The organism is Slackia heliotrinireducens DSM 20476 (genome assembly GCF_000023885.1).
Lineage (GTDB): Bacteria > Actinomycetota > Coriobacteriia > Coriobacteriales > Eggerthellaceae > Slackia > Slackia heliotrinireducens.
Window position 1 is genome coordinate 2,922,793 of record NC_013165.1, and the last position, 16,260, is coordinate 2,939,052.

General features: G+C 59.2%; 14 protein-coding genes and 3 tRNA genes. 6 read left to right on the forward strand and 11 right to left on the reverse strand.

Translation table 11 applies throughout. The annotated features are described in order from the left end of the window. Positions 1 to 36: 36 nt before the first annotated feature. The 4 genes from SHEL_RS13025 to SHEL_RS13040 all read right to left on the reverse strand — a co-directional run bounded on the left by SHEL_RS13025 (position 37) and on the right by SHEL_RS13040 (position 1,626). A complete protein-coding gene (locus SHEL_RS13025) occupies positions 37 to 354 on the reverse strand; it encodes a hypothetical protein (RefSeq protein ID WP_012799746.1) in 318 nt (105 codons plus the stop codon). Positions 355 to 672: 318 nt separating this feature from the next. Next, positions 673 to 1,002: a hypothetical protein gene (locus tag SHEL_RS13030; protein WP_126513837.1), complete on the reverse strand. Its 330-nt coding sequence runs from the start codon at positions 1,000 to 1,002 to the stop codon at positions 673 to 675. Between the two features lie 167 nt (positions 1,003 to 1,169). Beyond that, positions 1,170 to 1,427 carry a helix-turn-helix domain-containing protein gene (locus tag SHEL_RS13035; RefSeq protein WP_083762380.1) on the reverse strand — a complete coding sequence of 86 codons (258 nt, stop codon included), beginning with the start codon at positions 1,425 to 1,427 and terminating at the stop codon, positions 1,170 to 1,172. Beyond that, on the reverse strand, positions 1,411 to 1,626 hold the full coding sequence (locus SHEL_RS13040) for a helix-turn-helix domain-containing protein (RefSeq protein WP_012799749.1): 216 nt from the start codon (positions 1,624 to 1,626) through the stop codon (positions 1,411 to 1,413). The genes SHEL_RS13035 and SHEL_RS13040 overlap by 17 nt, the downstream gene beginning before the upstream one ends. A gap of 116 nt (positions 1,627 to 1,742) precedes the next feature. On the opposite strand from SHEL_RS13040, the gene SHEL_RS13045 reads away from it, so the two are divergent. Together SHEL_RS13045 and SHEL_RS13050 are read left to right on the forward strand one after the other, a co-directional pair. Continuing rightward, the gene (locus SHEL_RS13045; protein WP_012799750.1) at positions 1,743 to 2,843 is read left to right on the forward strand and encodes a hypothetical protein; all 1,101 of its coding nucleotides are present in this window, start codon (positions 1,743 to 1,745) and stop codon (positions 2,841 to 2,843) included. A 3-nt stretch (positions 2,844 to 2,846) separates the two neighbouring features. Next, positions 2,847 to 4,178, forward strand: coding sequence for a tyrosine-type recombinase/integrase (locus tag SHEL_RS13050; RefSeq protein ID WP_012799751.1), 1,332 nt, complete (start codon positions 2,847 to 2,849; stop codon positions 4,176 to 4,178). Positions 4,179 to 4,305: 127 nt separating this feature from the next. On the opposite strand, the gene SHEL_RS13055 is transcribed toward SHEL_RS13050, so the two are convergent. Then, a tRNA-Thr gene (locus SHEL_RS13055) sits at positions 4,306 to 4,381 on the reverse strand. Between the two features lie 191 nt (positions 4,382 to 4,572). Here SHEL_RS13055 and SHEL_RS13060 point away from each other — a divergent pair. Together SHEL_RS13060 and SHEL_RS13065 are read left to right on the forward strand one after the other, a co-directional pair. Continuing rightward, complete coding sequence (locus SHEL_RS13060; protein WP_012799752.1) at positions 4,573 to 5,487, forward strand: SPFH domain-containing protein; 915 nt, start codon at positions 4,573 to 4,575, stop codon at positions 5,485 to 5,487. A 197-nt stretch (positions 5,488 to 5,684) separates the two neighbouring features. Then, on the forward strand, positions 5,685 to 6,965 hold the full coding sequence (locus tag SHEL_RS13065; RefSeq protein WP_012799753.1) for a cation diffusion facilitator family transporter: 1,281 nt from the start codon (positions 5,685 to 5,687) through the stop codon (positions 6,963 to 6,965). A 62-nt stretch (positions 6,966 to 7,027) separates the two neighbouring features. Here SHEL_RS13065 and SHEL_RS13070 read toward each other — a convergent pair whose 3' ends face one another. From SHEL_RS13070 to SHEL_RS13090, 5 genes are all read right to left on the reverse strand, one after another. After that, entirely contained in the window at positions 7,028 to 7,834 is an 807-nt protein-coding gene (locus tag SHEL_RS13070) for an amidohydrolase family protein (protein ID WP_012799754.1), read from the reverse strand. Positions 7,835 to 8,260: 426 nt separating this feature from the next. Further along, positions 8,261 to 8,334 (reverse strand) — tRNA-Gln (locus SHEL_RS13075). 53 nt (positions 8,335 to 8,387) lie between these two features. Next, positions 8,388 to 8,463, reverse strand: a tRNA-Lys gene (locus SHEL_RS13080). A gap of 463 nt (positions 8,464 to 8,926) precedes the next feature. Further along, the gene (gene argH, locus SHEL_RS13085; protein ID WP_012799755.1) at positions 8,927 to 10,327 is read right to left on the reverse strand and encodes an argininosuccinate lyase; all 1,401 of its coding nucleotides are present in this window, start codon (positions 10,325 to 10,327) and stop codon (positions 8,927 to 8,929) included. Positions 10,328 to 10,459: 132 nt separating this feature from the next. Further along, positions 10,460 to 11,674, reverse strand: coding sequence for an argininosuccinate synthase (locus tag SHEL_RS13090; RefSeq protein ID WP_012799756.1), 1,215 nt, complete (start codon positions 11,672 to 11,674; stop codon positions 10,460 to 10,462). Between the two features lie 414 nt (positions 11,675 to 12,088). On the opposite strand from SHEL_RS13090, the gene SHEL_RS13095 reads away from it, so the two are divergent. After that, positions 12,089 to 13,231 carry a serine hydrolase gene (locus tag SHEL_RS13095; protein WP_012799757.1) on the forward strand — a complete coding sequence of 381 codons (1,143 nt, stop codon included), beginning with the start codon at positions 12,089 to 12,091 and terminating at the stop codon, positions 13,229 to 13,231. A 41-nt stretch (positions 13,232 to 13,272) separates the two neighbouring features. On the opposite strand, the gene SHEL_RS13100 is transcribed toward SHEL_RS13095, so the two are convergent. After that, entirely contained in the window at positions 13,273 to 14,550 is a 1,278-nt protein-coding gene (locus tag SHEL_RS13100; RefSeq protein ID WP_012799758.1) for a molybdopterin-binding protein, read from the reverse strand. A 504-nt stretch (positions 14,551 to 15,054) separates the two neighbouring features. On the opposite strand from SHEL_RS13100, the gene SHEL_RS13105 reads away from it, so the two are divergent. After that, positions 15,055 to 16,209 carry a hypothetical protein gene (locus SHEL_RS13105; RefSeq protein WP_012799759.1) on the forward strand — a complete coding sequence of 385 codons (1,155 nt, stop codon included), beginning with the start codon at positions 15,055 to 15,057 and terminating at the stop codon, positions 16,207 to 16,209. The last annotated feature ends 51 nt before the right edge of the window (positions 16,210 to 16,260 follow it).

Here is a 16,260-nt window from a genome sequence, read left to right on the forward strand (position 1 = left end):
GGCCGTGCCTGGGGAGGATCAGGAACGCGGCCACGCTCACTCGCCGTCGCCCCCGGCTTTCATGAGCGGGTCTATTTTGCTAGCGTGCTTGGTGAACCTAACGGGTAGGCCGTCGGCCCTGAGTTCTTTTTCCAATCGCCTTGAGAGATATGCGCGTATGTCGCTATCGACCCCGACGCCCCGCTCCCTGAGCATCTCGACATACGGGGAAATGCGGAGGTCGCACACGCTGCCCGATTCCATGAACCTACGCACGTCGTTCTCTACGCTGCTCTTCAACCTCAGCCATTCGTCAGGATGGGCACGAACCCACGCCCTCCCAAGCCTGAGCATTGTGCTTGCCGTCCTAGTCATCGCCTCTCCGATCCTCTACGGCTCGGGAACCGGGCACGGAGGCCCGAGGTTATCCACATCGGTGGAAAACCCGAACCGCATCTATTTGTATTGTTGTTGGGTCTATCTTAGATACTTTCAAACGTCCATATGCCATCTGAGCTGGGACGTTAGTTTTAAAGTGTGTAGGCAAGGAGGCCAAAGTGTGTAGGCAAGGAGGCCAAAGTGTGTAGGCAAGGAGGCCAAAGTGTGTAGGCAAGGGCCTCTTGCCGTGTACCTATTGCCAGGCCGATTAGGTACACAGTTTTGTAGGGAAACCGTGTACCTAACCACCGAGCGTCATGCATCGGAACCCGACACCTCCCAGCCGTATGCTCCTTCATCCCCAGGCAGCGGCAGATAGGCGTAGAGGGTGGAGAAGCCCTTGTATCCGGGCTTGACCACGGACAGCACGCCCGCCTCGACCATCGCACGCAACGCCCTTGAGGCTTGGTTGACGTTGCCCCCGAACGCCTCACGCGCCAGCCTCTCCTGGGAGACCTGCAAGGTAAGCACCTGCGGAGCGTTTTCCAAGAGTTCGGGAGCGTTCTCCAAAAGCCAGTTCTCCACGTAGTTGTATGCACGCTCCCCTATCTCCCCGTAACGCTCCAACCTCTTCCCGGCGGTCATGGTGTACGGGACGCGAAAGCACGTGTACAAAGCTCGGGGCCATGTCTGGTTGGCCCGGGCTTTCCTTGCCGCCTCAACGATCCTTTGCAGCCTGGGGCCGTCCATTCGTGCATAGAGGATTTCCCCGTTCTTGTTGGTCTCGGTAACGAGGCTCGGGGCGTCGGCCCTCATCCTTGCCGCCTCTCCACGAACGCCACGAATGCGGGCTTTGACACGTACCACGTATGCCCTATGCGAAACCCCGGGAGTTCCCCTTGGTTGAGCCGTGCCCTGATGGTCTGGGCCGACAGCCCCGTTACCTCGCACACGTCCGAAACGGTCATAAGGTCGGGATACCCCGCGAACAGCTCATACGGCTGCTCCTGGGCCTTGCCGCCCTCCCGCTCGGACTCCCAGGGCATAGGGGCGTTAACCGTTCGTCTCATCGTCGGTCACATCCTCGAAGAGTTCCGCTGGGTCTCCCTCCCAGCCCAGGGCGTCGGCGATGCGCTGGGAACGGAGCGGGTAGGGCGGCTCCTTGCCCCGCTCAATCCTGCTGATGCTCACGGGGTTTGCGCCGATGCGGCGGGCCAGCTCGGATTGAGACCATCCTAGTTTCCTGCGTTCAATCACAAGACGAATCATTTTTTTCTCCTTTTCATTCGCACCTTGACAGCTCCAACGTTGGACACCTAGAATCATGCCAGCACATAGGCACTCTTTAAAGTTTTATTTTTGGGGTAGTTATGAGAGGGGAACGAATGACTAGGCCGTGTTTGCACATGGAATGCCACGGGCTGCTGAAAGAGCGGATTGAGGGGGCCTTGCCTAAACGCGGCGTCATGCCGAACGACCCATACGGAACCATACCCGAATGCGTCAGCCGGATAAGGTGGGCCGTCGGGGAGGTCGGCCACGCAAGAGGCTCGGGCTACTACCTCATGCCATGCGGAAACATGGACTCCCTACCCGTCGAGTTCTGGAACCATCAGCTATTGGCGGTCGATCCGCAGAACCCCGCAGACGTTGCCCGGTTCATCGGGGAATGGGGCGTGCCCTACCACCCGATCAGGAACAACCCCTCAGCCACGGAAGAGCAGCGCATTGAATGCGGCATAAGGGCCACGGAGGCGGAACGCCTCGCAAACCTCCCGTCGTTCCTGGGAAGAGAACGGGTTCTCGGCAACGGGGCATGGCCCTCCTACATATCGGAGACGGAGGCGGCAGCCTCCCTCGAATGGCTCCAAAACCTGGTGGCGTGCGTCGTGTACGGGGCGGAACTCCCGCTCTCCGGGAGCAGCTTCATGAACCCGTTTACACTCGAAACCGCAGCCCTTGCGGCATCGAACCCGCTTGCTTTCAGAATGCCCGATACGGTCATACGCGAAGCCTCACGCAAAGCCCTCAGCGAAAAAGAGCGGAAAGCCGTCAGGGACAAGTTCCTCATGTACCGAAACCTGGATTCAGATGATTTCATAAAGGCGATGGGGCAGCACCTGGGATGCAAGGCGGAACCCCCCGCCATCGTGCGGAGAATCGAAGCGGCACCGAACCCGGCGAGGGGCGGCACCCTTTACTCATGCGGGATGCTTGCGGCGGCGATACTAAACCAGTTGCTTGAATCGTTCGCAGACGAGGCCGAATGGAGGGAATGCGGAAACGCGGAATGCGGGCGAATCTTCAAGCGCAAACAGTCCAAATCCGATTTTGACAGGAAGTCGAGCAGCAAGTCGAAATACTGCTCGGACACCTGCAAGAACAGGAAACCCCAAAAGAGGGACGAAGCCAGGAAAGCCAAAACCGCCGGAAAGACGGCGTTTGGAACAGAGCAGACGGAAACGGGAGAGCGAAAGGAGGTTTAGAAAATGGGATACGGAGACGCGGAACCCCGCGAAAAGCTAGACGCGAACGGCAAAAGCTACAGCCCGAAACGATGGGAGATAGTCCTTTGCCTCGGAGCAGACCCCGTGACCGGGAAGAGGCAGCGCATAAAGCGTGTTGTCAGGGGCACCAAGTCGGACGCCCGCAAGGCCAGGGACGCCATAAGGCGCGAATACGAAAGCGGCCTCAGCTTCGAGAGCGAAAGCATGGGGTTCTCAGAGTTCGCCCGCGAATGGTGCAAGGCAAGGAAAACGACCGGGGCACTCAGGGAGAAAACCCTTGCACGGGATGAGCAGACGGTAAGGCTGCTCAGCGGCTACCTCGGGAACGTGAAGCTAAAGGACATTACCCCGCAGATGGTGGAAAGGCTCTACGACGCCATACGGGAGGACAAGCGCAAGACGGGAAAGCCCTACTCCGAAACGACAATGAACCGGATGCACGGAACCATGAGGCAGATCATGGACAAGGCGGAGCGTTACGACCTGATACTCAGGAACCCGTGCAAGCGGGTAGACCCTCCCAAGATAGAGGATTCGGATAGAAAGAGCCTCGGGCGGGCCGAATGCGTGAAGCTGCTCAGGGCGATAGACTCCGAGGAATCCGAAATGGAGCAGGGGTATAGGGCCAAGGAGCAGCGGCGCGAGGAATGGAACGCAGCCAGGAACGCGAAGAAAGGCCCTCGGGGCCGTCTCTACGGCCTGGGCAACCTGGGACGCCTCGAAGCCGTCAGAATCGGCCTCGCAACGGGAATGAGGCTCGGGGAAGTCCACGGGCTTAAATGGTCTGATGTGGTGTTGGCGGAACGAGGCGGCGAATGGGGCGGAGTAATCAGCGTGAGCAAGTCCCTCTCATTCAGCGGGAAACTGCAAAGCCCGAAAACCAAAGCGGGGAACCGAAGCATCAACATCGACGCGCATACTGCGGAAAGGCTCTCATGGTGGAAACGCACCCAGGCCGAAATGCTGGGCAAGATAGGCAGGGAGCAAGGGCCTGATACGTTCATTTGCTGCAACGACGAGGGCGGCTCGGGGAGCATCCCCAACTTTGAAAGATGGTGGAGGGAGTTCCGAACCCGTGCGGGTCTCCCGGGCTTGCGATACCACGAACTCAGGCACACCCAGGCAACCCAGCTTCTAGCGGCGGGCGTCGATGTGAAAACGGTGCAGAACCGGATGGGCCACGCGAACGCCTCAATCACGCTTGACTGGTACGCGCACGCGCAGCCCGAGAACGACGTCAAAGCGGCTGCTCTCATGGGAGCGATCATGGAGGAAGAGCCGCCCTCGAACGTCGTTCAAATCCGCACGGCATAGCGGAGAGGATAGCACCCGTGAACACAGGAGCTGCGGCGAATGTCCCCCAAATGTCCCCCGTTCGGAGAACCCGCCCCGCGAAAAGGAAACAGGCCACCAGGTTTCACCCTGATGACCTGCGGTTTCCTGGAGCCGATGACCGGACTCGAACCGGTGACCTACGCATTACGAGTGCGTTGCTCTACCAACTGAGCCACATCGGCATGTAGGTCTGCTGCGAACAGCTGCGTTATTGTACCTTGAAGCGCCTGATTATGCCACACCTCCAACAAGATTTTTCAATTGTCCACATTTTGCGCGTTTCGCTGGAGGATGCCGACCGTTGCCAAACCGATACGGAGCCCCGCCGATGATAGAATGAATGCACATGTAACGGCCCGTAGAAAGGATTGTCATGGGCTTCGGACTTTTCTTTATTCTCCTCATACTGATCATTGCAGCGCTGGTCGCGGACGGCTTCTACATCGTGAAGCAGCAGCACGCCGTCATCATCGAGCGGCTCGGTAAATTCAACCGCTTCACCGGCGCAGGCTTCCACGTGAAGATCCCCGTTATCGAGCGCAAGGCTGCCGTCGTGTCGCTGCGCACCATGAAGAACGGCTTCAAGATCGATGCGAAAACCGCCGACAACGTGACCATCGGACTTGAAGTGTCCGCGCAGTACCACGTCGACTATGCCATGGGCAACGCGCCCTACGAATCGGGCATCTACAAGAGCTTCTACATGCTGCAGGAGCCCGAGGAGCAGATGAAGGACTTCATTACCGACGCGTTGCGCTCGGCCATCCCCACCTACTCGCTGGACGAGGTTTTCGCCAAGAAGGACGACATTGCCCGCGACGTGAACAACACCGTGTCCTCGCAGATGTCCGGCTACGGCTTCACCCTGGTCAGCACGCTGATTACCCGCATCGCCCTGCCGCGCGAGGTCGAGGATTCCATGAACCAAATCAACTCCGCGCAGCGTACGCGTCTGGCCGCTCAGGACCTGGCCGAGGCCGACCGCATCAAGACCGTGACCGAAGCAATCGCCGAGGCCGAGAGTATGGAAAAGGCCGGCGAAGGCATCGCGCTGCAGCGCAAGGCCATCGCGCAGGGCATCAAGGATTCGCTGGAAACCATCAAAGAGTCCGGCGTCACCCCGCAGGAAGCCAACCAGTTGTTCATGTTCACCCAATGGGCCGACATGATGAGCCGCTTCGCCGACCAGAAGGGCGGATCCACGGTAGTGCTGCCGAACGATTTCAGCGCCACAGCCGGCATGTTCGAGCAGATGCTCGTGGCGCAGAAGGCCGACGACGAGCAATAACGGCCTGCAACATATCCCGTATCGACCGGCCTGCAACCCCGTTTGCGGGCCGGTTTCGTTTTGGCGAAGGTGCCTTCGAAACGCCCGCGCGCTGTCGCTCTCTTCATTACGCTGCCGCAACGAACGTTGTCATACGTGCAAGATCGGCCACAAACCGCTACACTATAGAATCAGTCGATTTTGAAGGAATGAGATACATGCCCCAACCCGTTACCAGTTCAGACAGCGGCCATCACATACAAACTCCGACCGATGATGCGCTGCCCGACGTAAAGCAGCCCCAAATCACATCGTTTCTGGATGATGATGACGATGATGAAGAGCTTAACTGGATACACGGCGACCTCGACGAAGACGATGACGACATAGACGACAACGTCAACGACACCTCATCAATCGCATTCAAACGACGCCAGGAGCTCCTGAATCAAGAGGAGCCTTCCATCGGCGTCAAGCTCCGCAGCAACCTGACCGTCGTCGCGGCGGTCGTCGCCGGCATCACGGTGGCGTGTGTGAAGTTCATCGCGTCCGCCATCACCGGTTCGGTCGCGATGATGTCCGAAGGCGTCCACTCGCTGGTCGACGCATCCAACGACGCGCTGCTGCTCATCGGCACGAAGAAATCGCAGCGCAAGCCCGACGTGGAACACCCCTTCGGCTACGGCCGCGAGCTTTACTTCTGGACCTTCGTCGTGTCCGTCGTGATTTTCTTCTTCGGCGGAGGCTTCACCCTGTTCCAGGGCGTGAAGTCCTTCATGGCCGGCGGCAACGTGGTCGAGAATCCCCTGATCAACTACATCGTGCTCATCATCGGCATCGTGCTGGAGGGCACATCGCTGACCATCGCCCTAAACGACGTGAACAATGCCCGTGGCGAGCGCTCCATCTGGGAATACATCCGCAACTCCAAGTCGCCCACCAACTTCACGGTGCTGCTTGAGGACTCGGCAGCCGTCGGCGGCATGATAATCGCGCTTATCGGCATCGCGCTGTCGCTGCTGCTCAAAATGCCGCGGCTCGACTCGGTGGCGTCCATCGTCATCGGCCTGACCATGGCCACCGTGGCCGTCATCCTGCTGCGCGAGACCCGAAGCCCGCTCATCGGCGAGGGCCTGACCATGGACGAAGTCGACGACGTGGTGTTCATCGTCGAGGAGGACCCCGCCGTCATCAAGTGCGGCCGCGTCCTGTCGATGTACATGAGCCCCCGCGACATGCTGCTCAACCTTGACGTCACCTTCGACGATGAGCTTGACGAAGGCGACGTGCTGCAGGCCATCGACCGCATCGAAGCCGAGCTGATCGACGAATATCCGCAGTGCACGTCCATCTTCATCGAGGTCGAGTCTCTGAACCAGGTGTACCGCCAGCGCCGCGACCGCCGCGAGGCCTTCGAGGAGGCCGAGGAGGACGACGACGAGCCGCGCATCCCCGGACCGCGTTTCCCGAAAGCCCGGTTCGCCCGCACCCGCGGTTAGCTTCATCAAAACGAAAGCCCCTCATCGGAGGGGCTTTTTCATGTACTGGGCAGGTGCGTTCGCTAACTCAGCTCCACGTTGGCGAACCGCTCCGCCGTGCGCCAGAGCACGTTCTCCAATTCGTCCTCGGTCAGCTCGCAACGCATCATTTTGTCCAGCTCGCTGCCAGGATTCCACATGGGGTAGTCGCTGCCGAACATGACGCGCTCGGACCCCCACATGCGGATGAGCTCGCGCATGTGGCGGCAACCCGTCATGAAAAAGGCGCTTGAGGCGTCAACGTACAGGTTGTCGAAGCTGCTGAGCGCTGCATGGTATTCGTCGAACGCGACATCGTATATGGACCATCCGCCCAGATGGGCTGCATCAACTACCAAGTCCGGGAAAGCCTTCATGACGTTGATGAGGCGCCGCGGGTGCGAGTAGTCGTAACGGTAGTCGCCCGTGTGGACGACCAGCGGCAGCCGGCCGGCGATGATTTCGTAAAAGCGCATGAGACGGGGGTCGTCCATATCCACTTCCTGGGTGTCAGGATGCAGCTTGAACCCATGGAGCCCCAGTTCAATGGCACGTTCAACTTCGGCTTCCATATCCTCGAAGTCCTGATGCATGGTGCCGAACCCGATGAATTCCGGATGCTCCTCGCACGTTGCAGCGATGTAGTTGTTGATAGTCGTGACGGATTTCGGGGTGGTGGCCACGGAGTGCACGATTGCGTGCGTGATGCCCGCCTGTTTATGGATGGCCAGCAGCTCCTCCGGCGTGCCCGCGCCCGCCATCTTGATCGTGTAGAACTGCCCCACAGCCTCGACCGCCCGCGGGGCGATCTTGCCAGGGTATATGTGCGCATGCGCGTCGACAATCGGCATGGTTATCCTTTCACTAGCGTGTGGTAAAGCGAATCTAGCACAAATCCGGATGGCGGCAAGCGCACTTCGAACAATGCCGCCGCAAAACCACGAAGGACGAGGCACCTCCCCCAACCCCGGGGCCCTGGGGGCACAGCCCCATCCCAGAACCCCGAAGGGGCGCGCTTTTGCCGAAGGCAAACAGCCGCCCGGCGGGACAGCCCCCCCCCGAGCAATGCAGCGAAGGGGGCGCGCTTTGCGAAGCAACAGCGCCCCCGGCGGGACGGCCCCCAACTGGGATCCCACCAGCAGAATTAGGCAAAGACAGCGAGGTCCGCTCTGGCGCCCAAGATTGGCTTGACACGCGAACGTAGCGTACTAGGCGTACGTGAGTGAGCGTGGAATGCCAAGATTGGGCGCCAGAGCGGACCGCAGCGGCGATCGGAATGGCTGGGCCACCAGGACTCGAACCCGGACTAAGGGCACCAAAAACCCCTGTGCTGCCATTACACCATGGCCCAATACAAGAAGCGCGCCCTTGAATCGGCGCGTCACAAGAACGCATGCAAAAAAGTGGTGGGCCGTGAGGGTCTCGAACCCGCGACCTTGGGATTAAAAGTCCCCTGCTCTACCAACTGAGCTAACGGCCCACTTCAAACTTCGCGCACATGCGCATTGACGTATTGTAACCACACAACCACCGATGGTCAATCATAAAACCCGACCTGCCCATTTACCCCACATTAACCGACGAGACCGACGGAGCTGCAGCCCCACGAATCCAGACGGTCGAGCTCGCGAAGGACATGTCTTGCTCCGGCACACATCGCATCGTATTGCGCCTTCTTTCAGATTCGTTTAAGGAAGGCGTCGCATAATGAAACCATCGCAAGGGGGCAACCCCAAGCGAGCACCTAGACAAACATCTCGTAAGGAACCGGCCCCACTCCTTCCTGCATACCCAAGGCCGCGTTTCGTTGAGGCATCAGCGCGAAACCCTACCCTCCCTTCCATCTTGCACCGCGCCGACGCCCACAACAACAAAAGGCCGGCGAGAAACCGGCCTTTGTTGTGTTTTCGGGAAGGACATGACGCCTTAAGCGCCGCCCGTTATTATTTCAGGGTGTCGAGAAGCTCCTTGTCGGCAGCAAGCGCCTCGGCGGCTTCGCCCATCTGGACCTTTACGGCCGAATGCCCCGTTCCGCCGTAGGTGGTACGGGCGCGGACGATGGCCTCCAGGTCCAAAGCGGACACGATGTCCTCCTCGAACAGGGCCGATGCCTTCTTGAACTCCTCAAGGGTCAGATTTTCCAGGCCCTTGTGGTTCTTCTCGCAGTACAGGACCAGATTGCCCACGACCTCATGCGCCTGACGGAAGGGCATGCCCTTTTTGGCCAGGTAGTCGGCAACGTCGGTTGCCGCGGTAAAGCCCTTGCCGGCGCCCTTGCGCATGGCCTTCGGATGCACCTTCATGGTGTCGATCATGCCGTCCATGATGATCATGCAGTCGTTCAGGGTCTTGGCGGCGTCGACGGCGCCCTCCTTGCACTCCTGCAGGTCCTTGTTGTATGCCAACGGCAGCGACTTCATGGTGACCAGCAGGCCGACCAGATCGCCCACCACGCGGCCCATCTTGCCACGGGTCAGCTCCGCGAAGTCGGGGTTCTTCTTCTGGGGCATGATCGACGAGCCCGTGGAATACGAGTCGGCCAGCGTGATGAAGGCGAACTCGGTGGTGGACCACATGACGATCTCCTCGCAGAGGCGCGACAGGTGCATCATGGCCACGCTGCACGCATACTCCAGGTCAAGCAGGTAGTCGCGGTCGGACACGGCGTCCAGCGAGTTGGGTGTGGGGTGGTCGAAGCCCAGAAGTTCGGTGGTCATCTGACGGTCGATGGGGTAGGTGGTGCCTGCCAGCGCGGCGCTTCCCAACGGGTTGGCGTCGGCGGCCTGATAGGCGCTGTACAGACGCTTGTAGTCGCGGGTGAACATCCAGAAGTACGCCAGCAGATGGTGGCTGAACAGCACCGGCTGGGCATGCTGCAGATGCGTGAAGCCCGGCATGATGACGCCGTAATGCTTTTCGGCCTTGTTGTAGAAGCTCTCGCGCATGCGGCAGTTCTGCTCCATGAGCTCCTTGATCATGAACTTCGCATGCAGGCGGATGTCCGTGGCCACCTGGTCGTTGCGGGAGCGGCCCGTGTGTAGGCGCGCGCCAGACTGACCGATGTCCTCGATCAGGGTTTTCTCTACGGCCATGTGGATGTCTTCGTCATTGATGTCCCAGGTGAAGAGACCCTTGTCGATCTGATGACGGATCTCCATCAGGCCGACTTCGATGCGGTCGGCATCGAACTGGCTGATGATGTCCTGCTTGGCGAGCATCTTCGCATGGGCGATGGAGCCCTGGATGTCCTGGGCGTACATATGCTTGTCGATGGGCAGCGACGCACCGAACTCCTGCGTGAACTTGCCGACGCCCTCTTCAAACCGTCCGGACCAAAGTGCCATGTTCAACCTCTCAACTACATGCGTATGCGGGCACACGGCCCGCATACGTGCTATTCCTCTCTCATACGCACAGCGGAAGCACCGCACGCGCGCCACGAATAACGCGCCGATGCCCGAGTGCGCCGCGAAACGCTACTCGACTTTCGCGCCCTGAACGCCGGCCCACACGCTGATGGGAAGGCTGGTCAGGTCGATAAAGCCCTTGGCGGCAGAACGGTCGAAGGTGTCCTCCGCGCCGTAGCTGGCCAGACAGAAATCATACAGCGAAACGTCGCTCTTCATGCCGACCACGGTGGCATTTCCCTTATAGAACTTGATTTTCACCACACCGGTCACAAAACGCTGGGTTTCGGCCATGAAGGCATCCAGAGCCTGCTTGAGGGGCGAGAACCACTTGCCGAAGTAGACCTCGTGAGCCCACTGGTGCTCCAGGTTGAGCTTGGTGAAGAGGGTCTCGCGCTCGAGGCACATGGTCTCGAGGGCCTTATGGGCGATGATCAGGGCCGTTGCGGCCGGGGTCTCGTAGCATTCGCGGGACTTCACACCGATCATGCGGTCTTCAATCATGTCCAGGCGGCCGACGCCGTGGTTGCCTGCGATGGCGTTCATCTTGTTGATGACGCTCAGGAAGTTCATCTCCTCGCCGTTGACAGCGGTGGGCACGCCCTCCTTGAAGGTGATTTCGACATATTCGGGAACGTCAGGTGCGTTCTCGGGGCTGTTGGAGATGGTCCAGATGTCCTCGGGCGGCTCGTTCCAAGGATCTTCCAGAACGCCGCATTCGATGGCACGGCCCCACAGGTTGTCGTCGACGGAGTAGGGCTTCTTCTTGGTGGTGGGCACCGGCACGCCGTGGGCGACGGCCCAATCCATCTCGTCGTCGCGGGTCAGCAGGTCCCACTCACGCACGGGAGCCAGAATCTCGATCTTCGGGTCAAGGGCCTTGATAGAGGTTTCGAAACGAACCTGGTCGTTGCCCTTACCGGTGCAGCCGTGGGCGATGTAGTCGGCGCCGTGCTTGTGGGCCACGTCCACCATGTACTTGGACAGCAGCGGGCGGGACAGTGCGGACAGCAGCGGGTACTTGTTCTCGTACAGACCGTTGGCCGCCAGGGCCTTGGTCAGGTACTTGTCGGCGTATTCTTCACGCATGTCGACCGCGTCGGCGGCGATGGCGCCCATATCGAGGGCCTTCTGCTTGATGAAGTCCAGGTCTTCGTCGTCCTGACCGACGTTTCCGCAGATGGCGATAACGTCGAGGTTCTTCTCAACCTGCAGCCACTTCAAAACGACGGACGTGTCCAGACCGCCGGAGTACGCCAATACGACCTTTTTCTTTTCGCTCATGATCTTTATCCTTTGCCTTCCGTATCGTCGGATCTTTACCTTTGTGCATGCTGCCTGTCTTCTCGGATCTTTCCGCATGCACAAAAAGACCCGGCGACGCCGGGTGCTGCCTAGAGTCCTATGTTCATGCGACAGGAGATTTTACCTGGTAGGGACCGCAGACAACACACGCGCACGTCGCAGCGTGATTCGTCGGCCCTGGCGTCGGAGGGATGCCTGCAGCATGGTGATCATATGTGCGGCTCCTTTCCGATGCCGTGTCCCGCAAGACTATTGCCAAGTAAAGTGTTTTTACCCTAACGGTTCATGAAGAATAATGCAACCCATTATAAAAAAATATTCAGAATTCTTTCCACACTTGCATATTTATGCATTCGGTCCTTGTGCATATACCACGCGTGATACACTTACCGCATGGTCAAGCACGTCGTCATAAGCGCCACCGTCCGCCTTTGGAACACGAAGGCCTTGCAGACGTTTCTCGCATGTGCGCTGGCGATCGCCGTTGTGCTGTGCGCCTCCTGCGACGCCGCTGACGAGCCCAAGCCCGATTCGGCGACGGGAACCACCGGACCCGCCACCGAAGCACCCGAAGAGTCCGCCGGCAAGGAAACGCCCGGCGTCGTCCGCGGAACCGGAACCGCAAGCATGCCGGAGGTCCAGAAAGCCGCGCGCGAATCCCGGGCGTCGGTGGAGCTGACCTGTGAGCTTCTGGACGACATCGCATCCACGCCCGATTTGCAGGTGTTTTCTTTGTCCGAAGAGCCGGCCCCGGCCCTGGAAACCAAGACCTACGACAACCTGACCAAGGCGATGCAAGCCATCCAATCCAAGGGTGACCTGGGCTTTTTCATGATGGATGTGGAATCGGGCGCAGGCATCGCCTACAACCTGGACGAGCCGTTCTACGGCGCGAGTTCCTTCAAGGGGCCTTACGCGGTGTTCCTGTGCCAGGAGCTGATCGAGACCGGCAAGGTGAAACTGGACGACGAGTGCAAGATCTGCACCCGGGTGGACAAGCTGGGGTCCTATCCGTTCGGCGGCAGCGACACCGTCCAGAATCTGATTTACGCCGCGGTGGTCGAATCCGACAACAATGCATACGTTTCGCTGCGCGACACCTTCGACACCTTGGGATACGACGAATGGGCCACGGGACTCGGCGTAAAGGATTGCCCCTGGACGCAAGGTTTTCACTACCCCACCTACTGCACTCGCAGCTCAGCGAAGCTGTGGCTGAACACCTACCGGTATTTCGAGACGGGCAGCGACACCTCCGTGTGGCTTGAGGCCGTCATGCAGATTGCGGAGGATTCGTTCATCCGCGAGGCCCTCAAGGGCACCGATGCCGTCGTGGCCGACAAGGGCGGTTGGATTGCCAGCGACGACGAGCCCGAGTATAACGTACTTGTGGATGCAGGCCTCATCGAGTACGAGGGACGCACCTATATCATGTGCGTCATGGCCGGCCTGCCCGACTGCGAAGAGCACCGGGCGTTATGCTCCGATCTGGCCGCAGCCCTGTTCGCAACCCATGAATCGCTGTCCTGGAAATAGCCGGGCACGCCGTCTGATAAGGTTTTTTCTTGCTCCAATCCCTATGCCCAAGGCTTCAGGTCGACTTCGATGAAGTCTCCCACCTGAGGCGGATTGACCCCCGTCCCTGACGGCATCATGTAATAGCCGTTGACGGCATCTTCGGACAAGCCGCCTGGTTTGCCTGGGACGCCAACCGCCTCCAGCACGCCATCTTCCGCCTGGCGCACGATCATGAACTTCACGCCGTAAAAAATCGAGCCGTCGGCGTTTTCGGAAGGCCTGACCTCGCCAGGAAGCTGTTTGGCGCCGGCCATGTGCTTATGGGCGCCCGGCCCGCCAGGACGGATTTCGGATGCAAGGCGGGCTTTCACCTTCGGCAGATTCTCAGGCTGACGCAGATAGCGCTTGATGACGGGCCGCAGATAGAAATCGGCCGTAAAGCCTGCTCCGCGAGGCGGTCCCGAGATGCCCACGACAGGCGTGCCGTCCACCACGGCGGCGCTGCTGTGGTGGCCTGGCCCGTGATTCGTCTGGTGGTAGAGCACCGTGCCGACCTCGTCGAGCATTTCGATGTTCCAGTCGTCGGAACCCTTTGAGCTTCCGGCGTTGACCACTACAATGTCGGCCTTGGTGCAGGCCTCGCAAATCGCCGCCGTGATGCGTTCGCGGTCATCTGGAACGATGTCCCAAAGAACGGGTTCGCCGCCCCACTGGCGGATCTTCTCAGCAATCAGCAGCCCGTTTGTTTCGAAATGTCCGCCGCGCTTCAGCTCGTCGCCGATGCGCGTGAGCTCGTTTCCGGTGGGGATGAAGGCCACCGTCGGGCGTGCGATAACCGACACGTCAGTCACGCCGCCCATGGCCATACGGGCCATGATATCTACCGTGACCAGGGTGTTTTCAAAGGCCAGCACCTCGCCTTGCCTCATTTTGCTGCCTTGCGGGTTCGTACCTGCGAATTTTGCCGAAGGCGCCGCATCGATGGTAATGTGCCGTTCATCATCGGACACCGTGACGTGCTCGATGACGATGGCCGTATCGAATCCCTCCGGCATACCGACGCCGGTGTTCGCGAACTCCCAGTCGACGCCTCGCACCCATTCCGACGTATCCGGCATGCCGTTTTCGAAATCCGCATAGTGCACGGCCACTGAGTCCAAGCAGCATTCCAGGCAGTTCGGAATGTCGGTCTGAGCCTTCGCATCCTCAGCCAGCACTCGACCGCAAGCCTCTTGAACAGGTATGGTTTCCTTACGCCGATCAAATTCGCACGCATCGCGCAGAAGTTCGACGGCCTTCTCGCGTGTGACTTGCACATGGTTTGAGTGGTCGCGCATGGGCAATCCTTTCGTCATCCACGTTCGGCGCACCCGGTGCAGCCGCAAAGATTCCGCATCGAATTCCGATGGCCAGAGGAATCTTGCGGCAACACGAGCTTGGTGCAAACCGAGTCCGACCCGTGTAGCCTTCGAGCTCGCATTATAGTGATGCGTGCCAAGCGCGACGCCGACCGATGCAGAAATCCATGATTCCGAATTCGCCGTCCGCCTTGTGATTGCCAGCGTTTTCGCCCAAGCCGCAGATAAGGCAGCGCTTTCCTGGCAATGGGCTAGGCAAGCGAACTGAACTGCGCACCTGAGGCAATATGGCAACATCACATGGCCAGCCGAAATGCAATCGGCTTAAGCCCGAACGCAGCGGTGCTCGAAATAATCCAGTCGGGTAAAGCGTTTGATCTTCTTGAAGGCATACATGCTGTATCATTCCCGTTCAAGCGGAGCCCGTGTGTCGCACGTGTGTCCGGCCTCGCAAGTACTGAGCTGTGCCGAAGGGTGGTTGAAGTGAAGAAAGCGCTGATTCTTGTCATGATGATGGCCTGCTTGCTGGGCGTCGTCGTGGGGTGCGGGTCCCAAAGCAACACGGAGCCGAAAGACTACGGTCCGCCCATGGACATAAGCTTGAGTACCGAGGAGACCGAAATGTATGGGGTTCATCTGCTTCTCCCCGACAACTCCCCGCTCGAACAGAGCGAGTCGGACCCCAATTACGCCCAAACAGTCGCGAACCTCGACGATTCCCTCACGATTGAAATAGTGGTTAGTATGAGCTATTTCCCCGGTGATGAGCAAAGTTACACCACCAATCCGAACAGCGAAGAGACGTATACGCCTGCGGCGATTCTGAAAGACTGGGCCGACGCCTACTCTGACCCTGATTCAATAACGGTTGAGGGTAAGACGCATATCGGCGGCACCGCTGCGCTTGTTACAACGTCGAGTGCAGAAAGGAAAGAGAGGGGCGGCATCTACGATCTCACCACTATTAGTCTTGCCATGAACTCGGGGTATGTTGTCATCTCCTACGAGGATCGCGGTGGACGGTATGGCGACCTTATCCAGCAAAGCATCAAAAGCATCTGGATCGACGAAGAAGAGATTCCCGACTTCGTTCGCGCGACGAGCCCTGAAGGCTTGCAGGCTGCCGGATTGATGGAGCAGCCCTGGCAGATTGACTGCGACATGTTCAGCATCTACGTGAATCCCCCTGCGGATTTCATTCCTCTCGAGCGAACCGAAGGGAACTACGAATGGATAGCCCCCGACGGGAACACGGTGATTTCGGCGACGGTCACCGACAGGTCCACATTCGGTCTGTCCGAGGAAGATCTGGAGCAGCTGGAACAACGCATGGCTTTGACCGCACCAGGGTTTAGCGACCTCGAATATAGCTCCGGGGTACATAACGACATGGACGCTTCTAAGATGAAGTACAAGATTGAAAACGAAAACGGCACGACATGGATGTACGTGGTTACGGTCGCACCTGAATACTCTAATGAAGCAATCGCTGTAACAGTGGGCAGCCGGTCCGAGGACAACGTGGAGCTGCCCGAGATGATGAACATCCTGCGCTTTGCCGACGGGTGGAACAACGGCGGCGTTCTGAACATGGAAGAAATCGCCGTGGCCCCCGAATCCGCCGAAGACCAAGGATAATCGGCCACGCAGTCGTTAGCGTCAGAGGGGTAGGCAGCGACCATCGCGTTC